Below are 21,350 nucleotides of genomic sequence, written 5' to 3'. Positions count from 1 at the left end.
CAGCTATCTTTTCCCCCTGATAGCTGCACCAAACAAAAAACGGAAGCTCAAGCTTCCGTTTTTTATTCTCTGATACGTGATTCAGCGTTTATTTCACCATCAAACTAGCCTTTAAAAACAGGCAGTAAATTCAACATTGCCAGTAGATGGAAAGCGGCTGTCAGTACCCCGAATGCAATCACCATATAAATCGTCGCATTTCCCCCAGGAACCACAAACCCATCTTGTTCCGGTACTCGTTGACGTAATGTTTTTGCCAACGTAGCAGGAATAATACAAGTCCAAATAGTAGCTGCAGCACCAGCTAAACCAATCGCAGCAACAAAACCAAACGGTGCCACTAACGAGAACACCAATGGCGGAATAAACGTCACACCCCAGGTTTTTAGTCGCCCTTGCTTAGTATCAGCAAAACCAAATAAGTCAGCCAAGTAATCGAACACACCCAATCCAACACCGATGAAGGATGACACAATCGCAGCAATAGAAAAGACATGCAGGGCTTGTTTAATACTGTTTGAATCAATAGCTGAGGTCAGTGCCGACATCAAAGCATCCACACCACCACCAGCAGTCACAACAGGACCAAACTCCTCACGCGGCAAATTGCCAAAAATACAGATCACCCAGCCCAGATAAAATGTAAGAGCAATCAGAGTTCCGCAAAGAATTGCTTTTTTGGCACGGTGCTCATCCTGATAGTAATCACGCATGGTACTCACCGAGTGGTGGTAACCAAATGATGTTAACGCGACCGGCAACAGGGCTAACGCATAGGCTGAATAAGAAGTTTCACCTTCAGCTTGTGCAAACAAGACCGGCACACTGATATTCGAAGCCAGTCCTGAAATACCCAACACAAAACTGATGATCATAAAGAGGATTAACACAATGGAAATACGATCCACGGCCCGGGTAGAGTGCAAAACAAAGGCCGAGCAGAATGCAACAAACAGAACAGAAGCCAACTCACGTGTAACACCCAGCATTTCACTGAAAATCATGCCTGATGTTGAAATATACGCATAAAGCAGAATGCCGCCCACAAAATACAGCGACAAGTTATTGATAAAATTAACCTTGTTGCTTAATACGTCTTTGGCGACAGTATTGAACGAAGCTTTAAGCTCATAATGCTTAAGTGCTTCTAACAGTAACCAGCCTGAAAGCGTCATCATGATCATAGTGAAAGAAATGGCGATCACACTCCATAACGTCCACGCACCCGCACCTGCACTTGGCAACCCAAGCATGCCTGCCCCAACACAAACACTGGCGATAATACACGCCCCCCCAAGTGTGGATGGTTTACTCATAATGACTCCTAGACAACGTTAATGTATCAGTGTGCTAGTACAATAATACCTACCGTTTTTTTAATCAACCTCAGAATTACCAACTGGTCGAAATATAATCAACCAAATGAAATTTCTGCATCAGAACTATCACTATCACTAGCACGAATTTCTGGATAGACAAAAAAGCCGCCGACGGCATTTACCATCGGCGGCTTACTCAGCTTTTATCTGATCTGAAATAACGTCAGATAAAACGAATTATTTCATTTGTGCAAAATAGGCAGCAACATTGGCTATATCATTATCATTGAGCATTGCAGCTTGAGGCTGCATCATCATCGCCATAGCCCCGGTACGCTCTTTATTTTTATATGCCTTCAAAGAATTTACCAAATACTGTTCATTCTGGCCTTTCAGATTCGGGTATCCCGGGATCACGGCAATACCATCTGCACCATGACAAGCTGAACAGACTGCGGCTTTTGCTTTGCCTGCTGCGGCATCACCGGCAGCCATTGAAGGCGCTGACATCACTGTAGCTAACACTGCGAGTACAAGAACTTTCTTCATTGTATCCTCTTATAGTTCTGATTTATTCCATATCTCTGCCAGACTCAGATGCGAGCAAAACCTGAGCAAATATCAGAGACATAAGAATTGTGCATGCTTTGACTTATCATTGCACATCAGATGCATCATTGTGCCACTCCAGGTCACAATCCCGACCGTGAAACGCCTCGACAACAAACAGCCCGGCAACCGCAGCCAATTCTTCTCCGTAATAAATCAAGGGGGTACGGCGACGATTCCAACTCGGCACTCCATATTCCTGAAACAGCTTCTTGATCTTACGCTTACCGCTGCGACCGAATGGTTTCACTTCCAGGCCTTCTGGTTCAAAACGCACAGTCACAACCTCTCCCGGCTTCGGCTTTCGCAACTGCCCCTGACCGATTTGCTTCAATGTCAGCACGCCGAGATCCTGTGGTAAACAACACGGCTGATCCAGCTCACACTCCTGTTGCCAGTGACGAATATCCGGCCACTGCTTTACCAGGTATAAGCGTTGCTGGTAACGGCGAACCTGCACCTGATTCCAGCACAGCTGGGGATTGGCATCCGGCTTAGCATTAACCACTGAATGCCAGATCTGTTCCAGCTGAGCCAGAGATGGCATCAACACACCACAGCGCCCCAGCCAGTGGCGAATTAACTGCTTACCGATCCGCTCCGAGCCCAGCTGCGAAATAATCAGGCTCTGATCGTGATGCATTGCCTGCTCCAGCTTCTCACTCAGCAATTCTTCTAACAGGGCATCCTGCTCACCACATAATGACGCACTGCGGGCGACCGCCTTTCGAATCCCCGGCCAGCGCGCGATCAGCTGCGGTGCAACTTCGTGACGGAGGAAGTTACGGTCGTAACGGGTATCCTGATTGCTTTCATCTTCGACCCAGTCGAGCTGACATGCGCGACCATATTCTTCAATTTGCAGCCGAGTAACACCAAGCAATGGCCGTAGGTGGTAACCACCAGCAAAAGACGTACATTCCGCCATCGCTGCCAACCCGGCCGGGCCACTGCCGCGTTTAAGCGCCAACAGAACAGTTTCCAGCTGATCATCAGCATGCTGGGCAGTCAGCAGAATATCCTGCGGATGGAAATGTTTTTTTAATGCTTTATAACGCTCATCACGCGCCAGTTGTTCAACACTGCGGCGGTTAGTCAGTTCAAGGTTAACCCGCTCTACAACACAATCAATTCCTTCAGCTTGTGCCCAGTCCAGGCAATTCTGACTCCAGCAGTCAGCATTGTTGCTGAGGCCATGATGCACATGAACCGCCAGACAACGATGCTGTGGATGCTGACGTAAAAACTGTCCCATGAGGTGCAGCAATACCCGGGAGTCCAACCCGCCACTGAATGCCAGGACAAAACGCCGGGGAGTATCACAATATGTTTCAAGGCCGGAAGCAAAACGGGAGTAAAGCATCGAAGGTAAACTCATTACAAATTGGACTAACTGGCGGGTAGTATATCACTTCATGCACATAAACATTGGCAAGCTCAAACACTCCAATAAAAAACGGGTCAACCTAAGTTGACCCGTTCTGTTAAATTCAGTTTCTGTGCTTTGCTGTAATTAGCAGTAACCGTAGCTCAGCAGGCGCTGGTAACGACGCTCAAGCAACGCTTCAGTATCCAGAGCTTCAAGCTCATCAAGCGTTGCCAGCAGTTGCTTCTTCAGCGAATCAGAAATCGCAAGTACGTTTCGGTGCGCACCGCCCAAAGGCTCTTCGATGATATTGTCAATCAACTCAAGCTCTTTCAGGCGCTGAGCAGTCATGCCCATCGCTTCTGCTGCCTGAGGCGCTTTATCTGAATCACGCCACAGGATAGACGCACAACCTTCCGGTGAAATCACAGAGTACGTTGAGTACTGCAGCATGTTAACACAGTCACCCACACCGATAGCCAGAGCACCGCCAGAGCCACCTTCACCAACAACGTTACAGATAACAGGCACTTTCAGACCTGCCATTTCTTTCAGGTTAGTTGCAATCGCTTCTGACTGGCCGCGCTCTTCCGCACCAACACCCGGGTATGCACCAGCTGTGTCGATGAAAGTGATGATAGGCATCTTGAAACGCTCAGCCATTTTCATCAGGCGCAACGCCTTACGGTAACCTTCCGGCTTTGGCATACCGAAATTACGCAATACTTTCTCTTTGGTTTCGCGACCTTTCTGGTGACCGATCACCATTACCGGACGACCGTCCAGACGAGCGATACCGCCAACCAATGCCTTGTCATCAGCAAATGCACGATCACCTGCCAGCTCATCAAACTCTGTGAAAATGTGCTCAACATAATCAAGGGTGTACGGACGCTGTGGATGACGGGCTAACTGAGCAACCTGCCAAGCGCCAAGATCACCGAAGATTTTCTTGGTCAGCTCAAGGCTCTTCTTTTCCAGCTGTTCAATTTCTTTTTCGAGGTCAACCGACTGTGACTCATCATGGCGCGAAACATCACGCAACGCTTCGATTTTGGCTTCTAGTTCCGCAATCGGCTGTTCAAACTCAAGGAAGTTCAGGCTCATACCACTTCAATCCTTTTGCACACAATCATTATTCTGCTTAATAACTATGGGCTAATTTAATTAAACTCAAGCTCAACTTGCTTTTCACCCAGCAAAATTTTGAGATCAGAGATTAACTGATCCGCCGGGGTAACACGCCATTCCGTCCCTAGGGTCAACTTGGCGCGTGCATTCGAGCGCTGATAATACACATTGACAGGCACAGTACCTGCGCGGTGCGGCTCCAGCACCTTGCTGAAGCGTTCAAAAAACTGTTCATCAATTTGCCTCTCTGTCAGAGAGATGGCAAGTCCCCGCAGATGCTTTTCTCGTGCATCTGAGATATCAAGCACTTCACGGGCGGACATTTTAAGACCACCGTTGAAATCATCAAAGCTGACCTGTCCGGAAACAACCAGAATTCTATCTTTTTCAATCAGATCCAGATAACGATCCAGAGCATCCGAGTACAGCATAACTTCCATTCGGCCGGAACGATCGTCTAGGGTCAATAACCCGATCCGCGTTCCACGCTTGGTGGTCATTACCCTGGCCGCAATAACCAGACCAGCCACAGTAACAACTTTGTCTCGCCCCGTCGGATGGGCATCTTTCAGGCGCCAGGTTGTATAGTGTTTCAGCTCAGACACATAAACATTGATCGGGTGACCGGTCAGGTAGAGCCCCAAGGTGTCACGTTCGCCTTCCAGCCAAACTTTATCAGGCCACTCCGGAATATTGGCATATGCATGTTCCACTTCTTCCGGCGCGGCAGTAAGTACACCGAACATATCGGTCTGACCGAACGCTTCCGCCTGGTGGTGCTGGCTCGCCGCACGGATAGCATCATCTAACGATGCCATCATCGCAGCACGGTTAGGACCCAGACGGTCCAAAGCACCGGACTTAATCAATTTCTCCAGTACCCGCTTGTTCACCTTCTTAGTGTCAATTCGGGCACAGAAATCAAACAGGTCCTTAAAGTGACCGCCTTTCTCGCGGGCTTCGATGATATTTTCAATCGGGCCTTCACCGACACCTTTTACCGCGCCGATACCATAAACAATCGCACCTTTATCATCGACATTGAAACGATACAGGCCTTTGTTTACGTCCGGCGGCAACAGTTTCAGCTTCATCCGATGACATTCATCCACCAGACCGACGATCTTATCGGTGTTATCCATATCGGCGGTCATTACCGCCGCCATGAATTCGGCTGGATAGTGCGCCTTCAGCCACAGGGTCTGATAAGAAACCAATGCGTAAGCAGCGGAGTGGGATTTGTTGAAGCCATAACCTGCGAATTTCTCCACCAGGTCAAAGATCCTCATTGCCAGCTCGCCGTCAACGCCGTTCTTGATCGCCCCGTCTTCGAATATGGCACGCTGCTTGGCCATTTCTTCTGGCTTTTTCTTACCCATCGCACGGCGAAGCAAGTCCGCTCCACCCAAAGTATAGCCAGCTAATACCTGGGCGATCTGCATAACCTGTTCCTGGTACAGGATAATGCCGTAGGTCGGGTCAAGAATTTCTTTCAGCGATTCGTGCTGCCACTTTTCATCCGGATAGGATACCGCTTCACGACCATGCTTACGGTCGATGAAGTTATCTACCATGCCCGACTGCAACGGCCCCGGACGGAACAGGGCCACTAGTGCGATCATATCTTCGAAGCAGTCCGGTTGCAGACGCTTGATCAGATCTTTCATACCGCGGGATTCGAGCTGGAATACCGCCGTCGATTCTGAACGCTGCAACATGGCGAACGACTTGGCATCAGCCATCGGGATCGCCGCGATGTTTACCGGGTCTTTACCTTCCTTCTCCAGCCGCGGGTTAATCATTCCCAGCGCCCAGTCAATAATGGTCAGGGTACGCAGGCCCAGGAAGTCGAACTTAACCAGACCCGCCGTTTCCACGTCGTTCTTATCGAACTGGGTAACTGGGTGATGACCTTCGGCATCGCAGTACAACGGCGAAAAATCGGTAATTGTAGTCGGGGAGATAACCACACCACCGGCGTGCTTACCGGCGTTACGGGTTACCCCTTCCAGTACCCGACACATATCAATCAGGTCTTTGACTTCCTCGTCGGAGTCATAGGTTTGCTGGAGCTGCGGCTCAGCATCAAAGGCTTTCGCCAGTGTCATGCCCGGCTCAGCCGGTACCAGCTTGGAAATACGATCGACAAAACCATACGGATGCCCCAGCACCCGGCCTACATCGCGGATAACCGCCTTAGCAGCCATTGTACCGAAGGTGATGATCTGAGATACCGCATCCCGGCCGTACATTTCCGCAACGTGGTCAATAACCTGATCTCGTTTATCCATACAGAAATCGACATCGAAATCGGGCATAGATACACGTTCTGGGTTCAGGAATCGTTCGAACAGCAAGTCGAACTCCAGCGGATCCAGGTCGGTGATATCCAGCGCATAGGCCACCAGGGAACCTGCACCGGAACCACGTCCCGGCCCTACCGGCACCCCGTTATCTTTCGACCACTGGATGAACTCCATTACGATCAGGAAGTAACCAGGGAAACCCATCTGGTTGATTACGTCCAGCTCAATCTGCAGACGTTCATCATATTCAGGGCGGCGTTTCTTACGCTCCTCCTCGTCTGGGAACAAGAATGCCAGACGACGCTCCAAACCTTCCTGAGACTTAACCACCAGGAAGTCTTCGGTGCTCAGATCACCGGTCGGGAAGTTCGGCAGGAAGTATTCGCCCAGACGAACTGTCACATTACAACGCTTGGCAATCTCGACACTGTTTTCCAGCGCTTCAGGAATGTCCGAGAACAACTCACACATTTCTTCTTCACTGCGCAGATACTGCTGATCACTGTAAAGCTTTGGACGGTTCGGATCGGCCAGCGTATAACCATCATGGATAGCCACCCTGATCTCATGGGCATCAAACTGATCCGGGGTCAGGAAGCAAACATCATTGGTTGCAACTACAGGCAACTCAGCCTGCTCGGCAAGTTCAATGGCAAAATGCAGGTAAGCTTCCTCATCGGCACGACCGGTACGAACCAGTTCAAGGTAGTAACTATCCGGGAAATGAGTCTTGTAGAACTCAACACAGCTGTTAACCATGCCCTGGTTGCCTTTCAGCAATGCCTTACCAACATCGCCGCTCTTACCACCAGACAGCAGGATCAAACCCTGCTTATGGTTTACCAGCCATTCTTTATCAATAACCGGCATATGCTGAACATGACCACGCTGGTAGGCCTCGGAGATCAGCAACGTCAGGTTCTTATAACCATCGTTATCAGCTGCCAGGATCGTCAGATCAAACAGCTCTTCGCCCATTTCCTCCGACTGAACCTTAAAGTCAGCACCAATGATCGGCTTCATCCCCGCCCCGTGGGCAGCAAAATAGAATTTCACCAGACCACACAGGTTGGTGAAATCTGTCAGTGCCATTGCTGGCATTCCCATACCGGCGACTTTTTTGACCAACGGCGGGACTTTGGACAGACCGTCCACCATAGAGAAATCACTATGGACACGAAGATGAATAAAACGAGGTTCAGCCATGACTAACCAGTTATGATGTGTTCTTGATACGAAGGGACGATTATAGCCCAAAGGCTGATAATCATCACGGTAAGTGACTTAATCATCAGTACTCTGATGATTAAGTCAACGAATTACGGCTCGACTGTAAATTCCATCAGTCCAGACCAAGAATACGCCTTACCGGCTTGAAGCTTTTACGGTGCTGTTCAATCGCACCGTGCTGCTCCAGAGCCTCAAAATGCGCTTTGGTCGGGTAACCTTTGTGCTTGGCGAAACCGTACTGCGGATACTGAACATCCAACTCTTCCATTTCACGGTCGCGGGTTACTTTCGCCAGGATCGAAGCCGCACTGATTTCAGCAACACGTAAATCGCCTTTCACTACCGACTGAGCAGCCATTGGCAATTCCGGCACCTTGTTTCCGTCCACCAGCACATAATCCGGCTGCACGGATAAACCCGCCACAGCGCGCTGCATCGCAACCATTGTTGCCTGCAGGATGTTGAGCTGATCAATTTCTTCCGGCTCACAACGGCCCAAGGACCACGCCAGCGCCTTCTCTTTGATTTCATCAAACAGGACGTTGCGCTTTTTCTCACTCAGCTTTTTTGAATCTGTCAGTCCTTCAATCGGGTTGTTCGGATCCAAAATTACCGCAGCGGTTACCACTGCACCGACTAACGGGCCACGGCCGACTTCATCCACACCGGCAATCAATTCAGCCTGCGGGTACTCAAACGGTTCAAAATCAGTTGTTGCCATTATTTTTATCTATCAGTTTCAGGACAGCTGCCGCCGCCTGTCTGTCTGCATCACACTTGATCAGTTGGTGCAAACGGGAAAATTCTGTCATCAGTTCGCTGTTGTCCGCCGTCAGGAAGCGATCGACTTCTGCGCACAACTTCTCTGGCACACAGTCGTCCTGAAGCAACTCAGGAACTAACTCACTATCGGCAAGGATGTTAGCCAACGAAACATATTTGGTTTTCAGCATCCGTTTCGCCAACCAGGCCGTCAACGGTTTTACTTTATATCCGACGACCATCGGACGCTTAACCAGCATACACTCCAAAGCCACCGTACCGGATGCCAAGAGCACCGCATCAGAGGCAATCATCGCATTACGGGCAGTGTCGTCCACCAGTACAAAATCAAGCTCAGGAGCCGTTTCCTGCCAAGCCTGCTCGAACTGCTGACGGCGCTTCTGGTTAACCAGCGTGACCACAAAACCCAAATCAGGGTGTTTCTGTTTCAACAGTTTACAAGTTTCGATGAAAGGCGGAGCCAGCATCTCCATCTCGCTACCGCGACTGCCCGGCAATACCGCCAACCACCGTTTGTCATTGTCGAGATTGAGCAGCTCTCGGGCCGCCTGCTTGTCGGTCTCCAGCGGAATCGCATCAGCCATGGTATGACCGACAAACTCACAAGGGACATTGAACTTGTCGTAAAACGCTTTTTCAAACGGCAGGAAAGCCAGCACCAGGTTCGTTGCAGCTTCGATTTTGAAGATCCGCTTCTGACGCCAGGCCCATACAGACGGACTGACATAGTGAACCGTTTTGATCCCGCGTTTTTTCAGATCCAGCTCAAGTCGCAGGTTGAAATCCGGCGCATCAATGCCGACAAATACATCTGGCGGGTTCTCGGAAAAATACTTAACCAGCTCGGCTTTTACCTTGAACAGGCGTGGCAAGCGACCCAGTACTTCGACGATCCCCATCACTGCCAGCTCTTCCATATCGAAAAGTGTCTGACAGCCAGCTTCTTGCATTCGCGGGCCGGCAATACCGACAAACTCCGCATCCGGGTACTGTTCCCTGACCGCCTTCATAAAGCCGGCACCTAAAATATCGCCGGAGATTTCCCCGGCGACAATTCCTATTCGAAGTGGCTTCGTCATATTAGCGAATAATTCCGCGCGTTGATTTTTCGAAAAACTCAACGAACAGCTCCAGAGACTTATGCTCTTTCGCCATTTCTTCAATTTCCGGCTTCACTTCAGCCAGTGTCTTACCTGAACGGTACAGTGACTTATAAACAGAACGAATCGCTTTGATCTCTGCTTTTTCAAAGCCACGACGCTTCAGGCCTTCAACGTTAATACCGAATGGCTGACAGTGGTTACCCTGAGCCATCACATATGGAGGAACGTCCTGAACCACAATAGAGCCGCCACCCAGCATACAGTGGTCACCCACAGTACAGAACTGGTGAATAGCTGACATGCCGCCCACAATCGCGAAGTTGCCCACAGTTACGTGGCCAGCCAGAGTTGCATTGTTCGCAAAGATACAGCGGTCGCCAATCACACAGTCGTGTGCCACGTGGGCGTTGATCATAAACAGGTTGTCACTACCAACTTTAGTGAGGCCATTGTCCTGAACCGTACCGCGGTGCATGGTTACACTCTCACGGATAGTATTACGATCACCGATTTCCAGGCGAGTAGGCTCACCGGCGAATTTCAGGTCCTGACACTCTTCACCGATTGAAGCGAACTGGAAGATTCGGTTCTCACGGCCAATCGTTGTCGGGCCTTTAATTACCACGTGCGACATGATTTCGGTGTCTTCACCGATTTCCACGTCAGCACCGATATAAGTAAACGGGCCAACTTTTACGTTCGCGCCAATGATTGCACCCTCTTCAACTACTGCTGACGGGTGGATTTGTGCCGTTTCGTGAATCATTAAAACTCTCGTCTTGCGCATTTTAGCTCAGCAGAGCAAACCACTTCGCCGTCGACTTTCGCTACACCATTGAACATAGCAATACCACGGCGCTCTTTTAGAAATTCCACTTCAATGATCATCTGATCACCCGGGCCTACCGGCTTACGGAATTTCGCGTTATCGATACTAGCGAAGTAATACAGTTCATTTTCAGCCGGTGCACCGAAGGTCTTAAATGCCAGCAGACCTGTCGCCTGAGCCATTGCTTCCAGGATCATTACACCAGGGAAAACCGGTAGTTTCGGGAAGTGGCCGGTGAACTGAGGCTCGTTGACTGACACATTTTTAATCGCAGTCAGTGTTTTGCCTTCTTCGTAATGAGTAACACGGTCAATCATCAAAAAAGGGTAACGATGAGGCAGAAGCTCTTGAATTTCCGTGATATTCATCGTTTTAGTTTCGCTAGTCAAAACTCTATTCCTGTATCAATTAAATTTAAAAAATACGGTACAACTATAACGCAAAACGGCCTACACAGTGTGCAGGCCTACTCATTATGCAAACTGATCCAGCACTATTCGCCTTTTTCCGCCAGTTTCTTTTCAACGGACTTAAGACGTTTGTTCATTTCGTCAATCTTCATGACTCGTGCCGCCGTCTTGCGCCATTCTCTGTTTGGCTGGAGCGGGATACCGGAAGAGAACATACCTTTCTCTTCAATACTGCGCATCACCATGCCCATACCAGTAATGGTTACACCATCTGCAATCTCAATGTGGCCATTAAGAACTGACGCACCACCGATAATACAGTACTTACCGATTTTTGTGCTGCCAGCAACAATGGTACCACCCGCCATCGCAGTACCATATCCGATCTGCACATTGTGGGCGATTTGCATCTGGTTATCGATGATCACATTGTCTTCGATAATTGTGTCATCCAAAGCACCGCGGTCAATCGTAGTACATGCACCGATTTCCACACGGTTACCGATACGAACCGTACCCAACTGAGGGATTTTAATCCACTCGCCTTTGTCATTGGCATAACCGAAACCATCGGCACCAATAACAGTGCTTGATTGCACCAGGCACTTCTCGCCAAGAACAACACTGTGGTAAATAGTCACATTGGCCCACAGTTTGGTTCCTGCACCGATTTCAGCATTCTTGCCAATAAAACAACCGGCACCAATCTGAACATTATCACCGATGCGGGCACCCGCTTCGATTACAGCGTTATGGCCAATCGATACGTTCTCACCCAACACAGCCGTTGGATCAACATATGCTGATGATGCAATTTCCGTTGCTGACGCCGGAGTCGTATCCAGCAACTGAGCAACTAATGCATAGCAAAGATACGGATCTTTAACTACCAGTGCATTACCCTGGAAATGCTCGACATCCCCTTCTCGTAGCATTACAGCCGAAGCCTTGCAGTCAGCAAGCAACTTGCGGTATTTGCTATCAGAAAGAAACGTAATCTGTCCTTCACCAGCCTTGCTCATATTGGCAAGAGAATGAACTTCAACAGAGCCTTCACCACGAAGCTCTGCACCCAGTTTGTCTGCTAGTTCAGCAAGAGTAATTCCAGCCATTGTTAACCTTAATCGTTTGTATTTATTCAGCTGTTTACACCGGATTATAAAGCAAAACGAAAGTGCGGACCCGGATTACCGTTATCACGCACTTTCGACAAAGCTTCAGCCAACTCGGCGATACTGATGATTGCAGTTTATTTTACTGCAGAGATCACCCTGGTAGACAAGTCATCTTTAGGGCTGGCGAAAAGAACGGCATTAGCATCAACAATGATGTCGTAGCCTTCTTTTTTCGCTACATCCTGAATCGCTTTACGGATTTTCTGTACCAGCTTCTGCTCTTCTTCTGCACCGCGACGGCGCTGATCTTCCTGAAGGGCTTTCGCTTTCAGCTTATAGTTAGATTCAAGTGATGCCATCTCACGTTTGATCTGAGTGCGCTCGCTAGCGCTCATCAGCTCACCATCACGCTTAACTTTGTCTACTTTAGCTTTGATTTTGCTTTCAATTCCACGTAGCTCGTCAATACGGTCTTTGAACTCACCACGTAGTTTCTCAGCCACATTATAACGTTTTGCAAGCTGAGCCATAGCCTGACCAGTTGATACATAGCCGATTTTTTGGGCAGCGTCAGCAGCCTGGGCGTACATAGAAGATGAAAGAATCACCAGGCTTAAACTTGCCGCTTTAATCCACTGTTTCAAAAGGGTATCTCCTTAAATAATTAGAATGTTCGTCCAATTGTGAAGGTAAAGAACTCTTCATCATCACCATCGTATTTCTTGATCGGACGGGCAATCGAGAATACTAGCGGCCCCATTGGCGACATCCACTGTAACGCGGCACCATATGACGCTCGAATCAATGACGGATCGGAATAATCATCTGAGAAGCTATCATTAATATAGCGACCGACTTCGTCAGGATTAAACTCTGTATCCCATACTGTACCGGCATCCACGAATAAACTGGTGCGGATCTGGTTACGCACTTCGTCTGACGCAAACGGTGTCGGAACAATTAGCTCCATACTGGCCAGTGCCACGGCATTACCACCTGCCGCATCATCAGTACCGACCGCACAGTTGTTGTTACCGCCACCACCAATACCGCCAGACGGACAGCCACTTACGTAAACCGCTTTCGGACCAACAGTGTTAGATCGGAAGCCTCGCAGCGTTGAGAAACCACCAGCATAGAAGTTCTCATAAAACGGTAACAAGTGATCACTACCGTTATCAGTTGTACCGTAACCGTTGCCGTAGCCCAATCGGCCTCGCAGCAACAGGCTGAAGTCATGGCCTTCATTCAGCGGGAAGTACTGACGGACATCGTACTGCATCTTAAAGTACTGAGCATCAGAGCCCGGGATAGTCATGCGGAACGATGCACGCTGATGGTTACCGGCTGTCGGGAAGTAACCCCGGTTAAGATTGTTGCGGGTCCAAGAGATCGACCAATCAAAGTCATCAAGCTCAATGACGTTATCACCCCGATCGAAGTCGTGAATCGCCTTGAACTTCTCAATCTGGAAGTATTCCTGAGTATTCGAAATCTTGTTATGGTCGTAACCTAAACCAAACTCGAAAAAGTTCAATTCATCAAACGGGAAGCCCCAGGTCAGGCTGGTTCCGTAACTCTGGTTGGTATAGTCCGAGATGTTAGCATCAGAAGCTTCGAACTCATTGTAGTAAATCTTTCCACCAAGGCTGATTCCGTCGAGGGTAAAGTACGGGTCACGATAATCCAGACTGATATTTTTCTGGTAATCGTTCATCATCGCATTGATACCGAAACGGTTACCTGTACCCAGGAAGTTATCCTGCTGGATACCAGCCTGGAAACTGATCCCTGACTCAGTACCGTAACCAACACCGAAGTTAATGCTACCGGCGTTAGCTTCTTTAACGTTGTACTTGATATCCACCTGGTCGTCAGTACCCGGCACACGTACAGTCTGCACATCAACCGTTTCAAAGAAACCGGTACGGCTCAGACGTTCTTTACCACGCTCAACCGATTTCGAGTTCAGCCAGCTGCCTTCCATCTGACGCATTTCGCGGCGCAACACCTCATCTTTGGTCGAGGTGTTACCTGAGAAGGAAATGTTGCGAACATAAACACGCTTGCCCGGATCGACATTAATAACCAGCGATACCTGCTTGTTATCTTCATCGAAGTCAGGAATAGTTGTGACCTGTGGGTAGGCATACCCCATTTCACCCAGTTTGCGCTTAACTGCCTCTTCAAGCGCCGTTACTTTGGCGCCATTGTAGGTTTCACCGGCTTCAATCGTCACCAGTGCATTCAGCTCTGCTGCTTTACCGACCAAATCACCGCGGAAGCTGACACCCTGTACACTGTACTGCTCACCTTCATTGATCTTCAGGGTGATATACACACCTTTTTTATCTGGTGAAATCGAAACCTGAGTCGCTTCCAGTTTGTATTTCAGGTAGCCATTATTGAGGTAATGAGAACGAAGGGTTTCCAGATCCCCGGCCAGCACCTGCTTCTGGTACTTTTCATTAGCCAGGAAATTCCACCACGGCACTTCTGCCTGAAGGTTGAACTTGTCCTGCAAATCTTCATCAGCAAACACTTCGTTACCGACAAAGTTAATCTGCTGAATTTTGGCTGAAACACCTTCGGTAAACACAAACTTCAGGTCTGCGCGGTTACGCGGCAACGGCGTTACAACCGCTTTTACCGTCGCATTGTATTTACCGACACTGTAATAGAAGTCTTCAAGACCCTTTTCGATCTTGCTTAGCGTAGTACGGTCCAGAGCCTCACCAACACTGATACGAGAGGCATCAAGATTCTCTTTCAGTTGCTCTTCTTTGATCGCTTTGTTGCCGGAAAACGTAATGCTGGCAATTGTCGGACGCTCAAGTACCTTAATTAACAGCGCATTTCCGTCACGGAATACTTTAATATCTTCAAAATTACCGGAAGCAAACAGAGACTGAATCATCTCCGAGATATCACGCTCATCAACATTGTCACCCACCCGGACAGGCATCTTCAACAATGCCGCACCTAAGGTGACGCGTTGCAGGCCCTCGAAACGAATATCATTAACTACAAATTGTTCCGCGCTCTGCGCAACACTACTACCGAGTAAAAGTGATGCGACCAACAGTTTTTTCATCGCCATTACTGTTCTGATTATTCCTTGCTAAAAACGCACTTATTATTAAAGGCGGGTAAAATCATTGAATAGCGCTACGGCCATTAATACAACCAAAATGGCTGATCCCACTCTGTAGCCTATATCCTGAACTCGTTCAGACACAGGACGGCGTGTTACCGCTTCAATAGCGAAGAACAATAAATGTCCTCCGTCCAATATAGGCAGCGGCAACAAATTAACTATCCCCAAATTGACACTAATCAGCGCCAGGAAACCAAGGAAATACACCACTCCATAATCAGCGGTCATTCCGGCCCCTTTAGCAATTGAGATCGGTCCACTCAGGTTCTTTATTGCAACATCGCCCGTAACCAGTTTAGTGACCATATCAAAGGTCAAACTCACCAGTTGCCAGGTTTTCTCTGCCGCTTTAGCGACAGCTTCAAATGGACCATACTGCAGTACAATCCGATACGATTCCGGCCATGGATCAATCTTAGGCGCAAAACCTGCGTACCCAATGACTTCACCATCCCCCAAGGTTTTGGCATTTGGTGTCAGGGTCAGTGCGATACGCTCCCCTTCTCGCAGCACTTCCATTGTCAATGACTGCGACGGGTGAGAACGAACAGCATCAACAACCTGCTGCCAGTCAGTTATTGGTGAACCGTCAATCGAGACAATCTCGTCATTTAACTGTAAACCCGCAGCAATTGCCGCACCATTATCAACAAGTTGTGATATCACCAACGTAATCGATGGTGAGTATGGCTTGATCCCCAGAGTCGTAAGTACTTGCTCTTTTTCAGGGTCAAAAGACCATGATGTCAGATCCAGAGTACGTCGAACTTCGTACTCGGTTCCCGGCACCACTGCCGTCAATACCATTTCATCATCACCAATATGGGAAATCATTGCCATATTGACAGATTCCCAATCAGCGGTTTTGATTCCTGAAATGGATTTTAGTTCCATACCATCGCTTAAACCGGCCTGTGCAGCAATAGAATGCGGAGCTATCTCACCAATTACCGGGCGAACTGCTGGCACACCAATCAGATAGACGACCCAATAAGCAAAAACAGCAAAAATGAAATTAGCCAGAGGCCCAGCTGCAACAATAGCACTTCGTTGCCAAAGTGCTTTGTTATTGAAGGCCTGATGTCTTTTCTCTGCAGGCACGGCTTCGATGCGCTCGTCGAGCATTTTGACGTAGCCACCCAACGGGATCATCGCAAGAGTATATTCAGTTCCGTCCTTACCGACCTTACGCCAAAGCGGCTTACCAAACCCAATTGAAAAACGTTCAACGAAAACACCGCAACGGCGAGCCACCCAAAAGTGACCGTATTCATGAACAGCAATCAAAATTCCCAGCGCAAGTAAAAAAGCACCAAGGTTCCACAAAATTCCCATCATACGGATACCTTACGAATCGCTTCACGAGCCAAAATACGAGCCATTTTATCCAGCTCAATAACGCTTTCCAAGTCAGTCGGTTCGGTCATTTGCGCCACCTCAAGAACCTGACGGTTAATAATTGCAATCTCAGTAAACCGGATTTTATTTGCCAAAAAAGCAGCAACAGCTTCTTCATTAGCAGCATTTAGCGCAGTTGTCGCAGCCTGGCCGGCATAACAAGCATCCATCGCCAATTTCAGGCATGGGTAACGATTGAAATCAGGTTTAAGGAAGGTGAACTCACCTACCTGACTGAAATCCAAAGGTGCCACACCAGCTTCTACTCTTTCAGGATAGGACATAGCACAGGCAATTGGCGTACGCATATCAGGTAAGCCCATCTGAGCCAGCACTGAACCGTCTTTGTATTGCACCATGGAGTGGATAACTGACTGAGGGTGGATAATTACATCCATCTGCTCGCGGGTGGCATTAAACAACCAGCGAGCTTCAATATATTCCAACCCCTTGTTCATCATAGTTGCCGAGTCGACTGAAATTTTCGGCCCCATAGACCAATTCGGGTGAGCAATTGCCATCTCAGGCGTCACAGCCTCAAGCTCAGCAACATCGGTATATCGGAACGGACCACCGGAGCCGGTCAGCAAAATCTTACTAACACCGAACTTGTCTAAATCACAATGCCCCATCGCCCGCTGAACTTCTGCCGGCAAACTCTGGAAAATCGCATTGTGTTCACTGTCAACCGGCAACAATTCAGCACCGTACTCGCGGCAGGCATCAATAAACATCTGCCCGGACATAACAAGGGCTTCTTTATTTGCCAACAGAATTCGTTTGCCAGCCTTAACCGCCGCCATCGTCGGCAACAGCCCTGCAGCACCAACAATCGCCGCCATTACAGTGTCAACTTCTTCCAGCTCCGCCACCTGACACATACCAGTGTCACCAGACAAAACCTGAGTCGGGATATTATGCTGTTTCAGTAACGCGGCTAGCTCTAAAGCCGCAGATTCCGAGGCCATCGCAGCAAATTTCGGCTGCCACTGTCGGCATAGCTCAAACATCTTCTGGTAATTCGACCCGGCAGCCAGTGCGACTACCTCAAACAGATGCGGGTTTTGAGCCGCGACAGCAAGCGTGCTACTACCGATAGAGCCCGTAGCACCAAGAATCGTTAACTTACGCATAAAATCACTTTAATTCAGCTATGAAAAGCAGCCGGTAACGGCTGCTCGATCAAACAACTAACTGCAAGTTCTCCTTGCCAGACAACAAAGAGTAACGGGAGCAATCACTGGTAATACCAATCAGCAGTCTGACGTGAATGAAGAAACAACTGCTCCCATGCAGCAAAAATTGACTACATCATACTAGCCAAAGGTAGAGTAAGGCAAAAACAGGGAAGGCAGCCGTCAGGCTATCAATACGGTCAAGGATACCACCATGACCAGGCAGGATGTTACCGCTGTCTTTGATGCCGGCCACACGTTTGAACATACTTTCAACCAGATCACCAAATACCGAAGCAATAACCGATAACACAGCAATCACCAGCAAGCTCCCTGTACCGGAAAAAGGAATATCCATTATCGCCGCACCACCCCAGGTAACCAAAACAGCTAAGGCTGCACCACCAATTAAGCCTTCAATCGTTTTTTTCGGGCTAACTGCAGGTGCCATTTTATGCTTACCAAATTGCTTACCCGAAAAGTATGCGCCAGTATCTGCAGACCAGACAAGGAAACAAACTAACAGTACCAGTTGAGCACCATGGTATGGTGATTCTGCATAGTTAACAGCGCGGAGCATCAAAACACTCCAGAAGAAAGGAAGCAGGGTCAACAAGCCAAAAATGTATTTTAAAGGTACTGACTTTGACCACAGCGAGGTACTTGAAGGATAAGTGACCGCTAATGCAGAAGCAATTAGCCACCATACGCCACCAATTAACAACATCAACTGATGAGACGGAGCCATAACAGCCAGTGTCATTGCATCTGTTGGCATGATAGCGATTGAAGCCCCCAGAGCAATAGCGGGTACTAACATCGCGCCCAAACGCGATTTAGCATCAACAAATTGGGTCCACTCCCAGAAACCAGCCAGGGTTACTGCCGCCAAAGCGTAAACAAAAGCAGGAAAAGGTAAAAAGAAAATCCCTGCAATTACTAAAGGAGCGAGGATAAGTGCGGTAATAATACGTTGCTTAAGCAAGCTGCGTCCTCTCGTTTTTCGATTTATTGTAGTAACAGCCCGGCATCTCTATCATGCTTTCTGGCCGTTTTTCTCCAGGCTTGACAAGAAAAAGGCATCTTGATAAATCCAGGATGCCTAATCATTGTTACCGCATAAACGCGATAAGCCATTTAATTCAGTGTTACTTTTGCATTAAAGCCTGAATCTGCTCACCGGTACAGCCAAAGCGGCGCTCCCGGCTCACATACCATGCCACAGCATCTGCCAGACTTTTTTCGTCAAAATCAGGCCAGTGCTGCTCAGTAAAGTACAGCTCAGCATAGGCTGCCTGCCATAGCATGAAATTACTGATTCGACACTCGCCGCTGGTACGGATCAGCAAATCAACATCTGGCAAACCAGACGTCGTCAGTTCTGCTGTCATCATCTCTTCTGTGATTTCATCCGCAGTCACCCCCTGCTCCAGCACTTGTTGTGCCAGGCGCTTGGTTGCCTGCAAAATATCCCACTGGCCGCCATAGTTAGCTGCTACATTCAGCACCATACCTGTATTGTTGGCAGTCAGAGTCTCAGCGTCAGCGATTTTTTTCTGCAGCCGCTGGCTAAAACGCGAAGTATCGCCAATGATCCGTAACCGAATATTATTCTTGTGCAGACGTTTTACTTCACGACCCAATACTGTCATGAAGAGTTCCATCAACAGTGACACCTCATCTTCCGGACGACGCCAGTTTTCGCTGCTAAAAGCGAAGAGTGTCACCACCTGGATACCGAGGCGATTTGCAGTCGAGACTGTTTTACGTACGGCTTCAACTCCGGCCTTGTGGCCAAACACTCGAGGCTTACCCTGTGCCTTTGCCCATCGGCCATTGCCATCCATGATGATCGCAACATGCTTCGGCAGGCTCTCAGCACAAAGAGCAGTATCGATTGTATGCTCTGCCATACATCTCCCTCAAAATAAAAAGCGCCGTGCTGCACGCACAGCGCCTCAAACCTCATAAAGCAAAATGGAAAGATTAAACTTCCATCAGCTCTTTTTCTTTCGCTTCCAGAATCACATCAATTTCTTTAACTGCTGCGTCTGTAAGCTTCTGGATGTCATCCTGAGCGCGACGATCATCATCTTCAGAAATTTCTTTCTCTTTCAGAAGAGCTTTAACATCTGCGTTAGCGTCACGACGGATGTTACGAACCGCAACACGGCCCTGCTCTGCTTCAGCGCGCACGATCTTAACCAGATCACGACGACGCTCTTCCGTTAGCGGTGGAAGTGGAACACGAATTACAGTACCCGCAGACATTGGGTTCAGGCCCAGATCTGACATCATAATCGCTTTTTCAACTTTAGGTGCCAGTTCTTTGTCAAAAACAGTAATCGCCAGAGTACGAGCATCTTCAGCTACTACGTTAGCAAGCTGCTTAAGTGGCGTGTTTGCACCGTAGTATTCAACATAGATAGTGTCTAGCAGGCTTGGGTGTGCACGGCCGGTACGAACCTTAGCCAGCTGGTTTTTCAGCGCTTCTACGCTTTTGCCCATGCGCTCCTGCGCATCTTGTTTAATTTCTTCAATCACTATTTATACCCTTTTGATTCGGTAACAACGGAAGCAATATTCATGCTCCCGTTCAGAATGAGTTGGTCAAACTTAGTCGTTAGAGATCAGGGTGCCTTCTTGCTCACCCATCACTACGCGGCGTAGTGCACCTGGCTTATTCATGTTGAATACACGAATAGGCATACCGTGGTCGCGAGCCAGAGTAAATGCAGCTAAGTCCATCACTTTCAGTTCTTTTTCAAGAACGTCATTGTAGCTTAGCTTATCACAAAGAACAGCTTCTGGGTTTTTCACTGGATCATCTGTGAATACACCATCAACTTTTGTTGCTTTCAGTACCACATCAGCTTCAATTTCGATACCACGCAGACATGCCGCCGAGTCTGTAGTGAAGAATGGGTTACCAGTACCGGCAGAGAAAATTACCACACGGCCCTGACGCAGCTGGCTGATCGCATCAGCCCAGTTATAGCTGTCACACACACCATTTAGCGGAATTGCAGACATAACTCGAGCGTTCACATAGGCACGGTGCAACGCATCACGCATCGCCAGACCGTTCATAACAGTTGCTAGCATACCCATGTGATCGCCCACAACTCGGTTCATACCAGCCTCAGCAAGGCCTGCACCACGGAACAGGTTACCACCACCAATTACAAGGCCGACTTGCACGCCCAGTTCAATAAGTTCTTTGATTTCCTGAGCCATACGGTCAAGAACTTGCGCGTCGATACCAAAACCTTCGTCGCCCTGCAGAGCTTCACCGCTAAGTTTCAGCAAGATTCGTTGATAAGTCGGTTTAGGATTTGTGGTCATTTTTACCTTCCAGGCTTACAAATAGAGATATGGAGTTGTGAAAAGACCGCAGCCTAGGCCACGGTCTTCAGAGT

Annotated in this window: 18 protein-coding genes; all 18 read right to left on the bottom strand. The window is 48.6% G+C overall.

Going from position 1 to position 21,350, the window contains the following annotated elements:
* Positions 1-104 precede the first annotated feature (104 nt).
* The 18 genes from AACQ93_RS03580 to pyrH all read right to left on the bottom strand — a co-directional run bounded on the left by AACQ93_RS03580 (position 105) and on the right by pyrH (position 21,276).
* Entirely contained in the window at positions 105-1,316 is a 1,212-nt protein-coding gene (locus AACQ93_RS03580) for an aromatic amino acid transporter (RefSeq protein ID WP_007470259.1), read from the bottom strand.
* A 240-nt stretch (positions 1,317-1,556) separates the two neighbouring features.
* Positions 1,557-1,868 carry a c-type cytochrome gene (locus AACQ93_RS03575; protein ID WP_064602268.1) on the bottom strand — a complete coding sequence of 104 codons (312 nt, stop codon included), beginning with the start codon at positions 1,866-1,868 and terminating at the stop codon, positions 1,557-1,559.
* Between the two features lie 106 nt (positions 1,869-1,974).
* Entirely contained in the window at positions 1,975-3,291 is a 1,317-nt protein-coding gene (gene tilS / locus AACQ93_RS03570; protein ID WP_064602267.1) for a tRNA lysidine(34) synthetase TilS, read from the bottom strand.
* Positions 3,292-3,441: 150 nt separating this feature from the next.
* Complete coding sequence (accA, locus tag AACQ93_RS03565; protein ID WP_064602266.1) at positions 3,442-4,401, bottom strand: acetyl-CoA carboxylase carboxyl transferase subunit alpha; 960 nt, start codon at positions 4,399-4,401, stop codon at positions 3,442-3,444.
* A gap of 56 nt (positions 4,402-4,457) precedes the next feature.
* The gene (dnaE, locus tag AACQ93_RS03560; RefSeq protein ID WP_064602264.1) at positions 4,458-7,937 is read right to left on the bottom strand and encodes a DNA polymerase III subunit alpha; all 3,480 of its coding nucleotides are present in this window, start codon (positions 7,935-7,937) and stop codon (positions 4,458-4,460) included.
* Between the two features lie 136 nt (positions 7,938-8,073).
* Positions 8,074-8,682, bottom strand: a complete 609-nt coding sequence (gene rnhB / locus AACQ93_RS03555; RefSeq protein ID WP_007470271.1) for a ribonuclease HII — start codon at positions 8,680-8,682, stop codon at positions 8,074-8,076.
* On the bottom strand, positions 8,669-9,823 hold the full coding sequence (lpxB, locus tag AACQ93_RS03550) for a lipid-A-disaccharide synthase (RefSeq protein WP_064602262.1): 1,155 nt from the start codon (positions 9,821-9,823) through the stop codon (positions 8,669-8,671). Before lpxB ends, rnhB begins: the two co-directional genes overlap by 14 nt.
* 1 nt (position 9,824) lies before the next feature.
* Positions 9,825-10,613, bottom strand: coding sequence for an acyl-ACP--UDP-N-acetylglucosamine O-acyltransferase (lpxA, locus tag AACQ93_RS03545; RefSeq protein WP_064602259.1), 789 nt, complete (start codon positions 10,611-10,613; stop codon positions 9,825-9,827).
* Positions 10,613-11,065 (bottom strand): 3-hydroxyacyl-ACP dehydratase FabZ, encoded by a 453-nt coding sequence (fabZ, locus tag AACQ93_RS03540; RefSeq protein ID WP_036801424.1) that lies wholly within the window; start codon positions 11,063-11,065, stop codon positions 10,613-10,615. Before fabZ ends, lpxA begins: the two co-directional genes overlap by 1 nt.
* A 104-nt stretch (positions 11,066-11,169) precedes the next feature.
* A complete protein-coding gene (gene lpxD / locus AACQ93_RS03535) occupies positions 11,170-12,198 on the bottom strand; it encodes a UDP-3-O-(3-hydroxymyristoyl)glucosamine N-acyltransferase (protein ID WP_064602256.1) in 1,029 nt (342 codons plus the stop codon).
* Positions 12,199-12,335: 137 nt separating this feature from the next.
* Positions 12,336-12,845, bottom strand: coding sequence for an OmpH family outer membrane protein (locus AACQ93_RS03530; RefSeq protein ID WP_064602253.1), 510 nt, complete (start codon positions 12,843-12,845; stop codon positions 12,336-12,338).
* Between the two features lie 20 nt (positions 12,846-12,865).
* Positions 12,866-15,301, bottom strand: a complete 2,436-nt coding sequence (gene bamA, locus AACQ93_RS03525; protein WP_064602251.1) for an outer membrane protein assembly factor BamA — start codon at positions 15,299-15,301, stop codon at positions 12,866-12,868.
* Positions 15,302-15,340: 39 nt separating this feature from the next.
* Positions 15,341-16,696, bottom strand: coding sequence for a sigma E protease regulator RseP (gene rseP / locus AACQ93_RS03520; protein ID WP_064602249.1), 1,356 nt, complete (start codon positions 16,694-16,696; stop codon positions 15,341-15,343).
* Positions 16,693-17,889, bottom strand: a complete 1,197-nt coding sequence (ispC, locus tag AACQ93_RS03515; protein WP_064602246.1) for a 1-deoxy-D-xylulose-5-phosphate reductoisomerase — start codon at positions 17,887-17,889, stop codon at positions 16,693-16,695. The genes rseP and ispC overlap by 4 nt, the downstream gene beginning before the upstream one ends.
* A 178-nt stretch (positions 17,890-18,067) precedes the next feature.
* Positions 18,068-18,916, bottom strand: coding sequence for a phosphatidate cytidylyltransferase (locus AACQ93_RS03510; RefSeq protein ID WP_064602243.1), 849 nt, complete (start codon positions 18,914-18,916; stop codon positions 18,068-18,070).
* 163 nt (positions 18,917-19,079) lie between these two features.
* Entirely contained in the window at positions 19,080-19,844 is a 765-nt protein-coding gene (locus AACQ93_RS03505; RefSeq protein WP_064602240.1) for an isoprenyl transferase, read from the bottom strand.
* Positions 19,845-19,917: 73 nt separating this feature from the next.
* Positions 19,918-20,475 carry a ribosome recycling factor gene (gene frr / locus AACQ93_RS03500; protein WP_007470294.1) on the bottom strand — a complete coding sequence of 186 codons (558 nt, stop codon included), beginning with the start codon at positions 20,473-20,475 and terminating at the stop codon, positions 19,918-19,920.
* Between the two features lie 72 nt (positions 20,476-20,547).
* Complete coding sequence (gene pyrH / locus AACQ93_RS03495) at positions 20,548-21,276, bottom strand: UMP kinase (RefSeq protein ID WP_007470296.1); 729 nt, start codon at positions 21,274-21,276, stop codon at positions 20,548-20,550.
* Positions 21,277-21,350: the final 74 nt, after the last annotated feature.

The sequence above is a fragment of the Photobacterium sp. J15 genome (assembly GCF_963870815.1).
Classification (GTDB): domain Bacteria; phylum Pseudomonadota; class Gammaproteobacteria; order Enterobacterales; family Vibrionaceae; genus Photobacterium; species Photobacterium marinum.
The sequence above is the reverse complement of the archived record's forward strand: the minus strand, read 5'-3'. Positions and strand labels throughout refer to the sequence as shown.

Coding starts and splice junctions, on each gene's coding strand:
- rnhB (WP_007470271.1), bottom strand. CDS start 8,682: ATGGCAACAACTGATTTTGAACCGTTTGAGTACCCGCAGGCTGAATTG.
- rseP (WP_064602249.1), bottom strand. CDS start 16,696: ATGATGGGAATTTTGTGGAACCTTGGTGCTTTTTTACTTGCGCTGGGA.
- bamA (WP_064602251.1), bottom strand. CDS start 15,301: ATGGCGATGAAAAAACTGTTGGTCGCATCACTTTTACTCGGTAGTAGT.
- AACQ93_RS03575 (WP_064602268.1), bottom strand. CDS start 1,868: ATGAAGAAAGTTCTTGTACTCGCAGTGTTAGCTACAGTGATGTCAGCG.
- AACQ93_RS03505 (WP_064602240.1), bottom strand. CDS start 19,844: ATGGCAGAGCATACAATCGATACTGCTCTTTGTGCTGAGAGCCTGCCG.
- lpxA (WP_064602259.1), bottom strand. CDS start 10,613: ATGATTCACGAAACGGCACAAATCCACCCGTCAGCAGTAGTTGAAGAG.
- ispC (WP_064602246.1), bottom strand. CDS start 17,889: ATGCGTAAGTTAACGATTCTTGGTGCTACGGGCTCTATCGGTAGTAGC.
- lpxD (WP_064602256.1), bottom strand. CDS start 12,198: ATGGCTGGAATTACTCTTGCTGAACTAGCAGACAAACTGGGTGCAGAG.
- AACQ93_RS03580 (WP_007470259.1), bottom strand. CDS start 1,316: ATGAGTAAACCATCCACACTTGGGGGGGCGTGTATTATCGCCAGTGTT.
- lpxB (WP_064602262.1), bottom strand. CDS start 9,823: ATGACGAAGCCACTTCGAATAGGAATTGTCGCCGGGGAAATCTCCGGC.
- pyrH (WP_007470296.1), bottom strand. CDS start 21,276: ATGACCACAAATCCTAAACCGACTTATCAACGAATCTTGCTGAAACTT.
- accA (WP_064602266.1), bottom strand. CDS start 4,401: ATGAGCCTGAACTTCCTTGAGTTTGAACAGCCGATTGCGGAACTAGAA.
- dnaE (WP_064602264.1), bottom strand. CDS start 7,937: ATGGCTGAACCTCGTTTTATTCATCTTCGTGTCCATAGTGATTTCTCT.
- tilS (WP_064602267.1), bottom strand. CDS start 3,291: ATGCTTTACTCCCGTTTTGCTTCCGGCCTTGAAACATATTGTGATACT.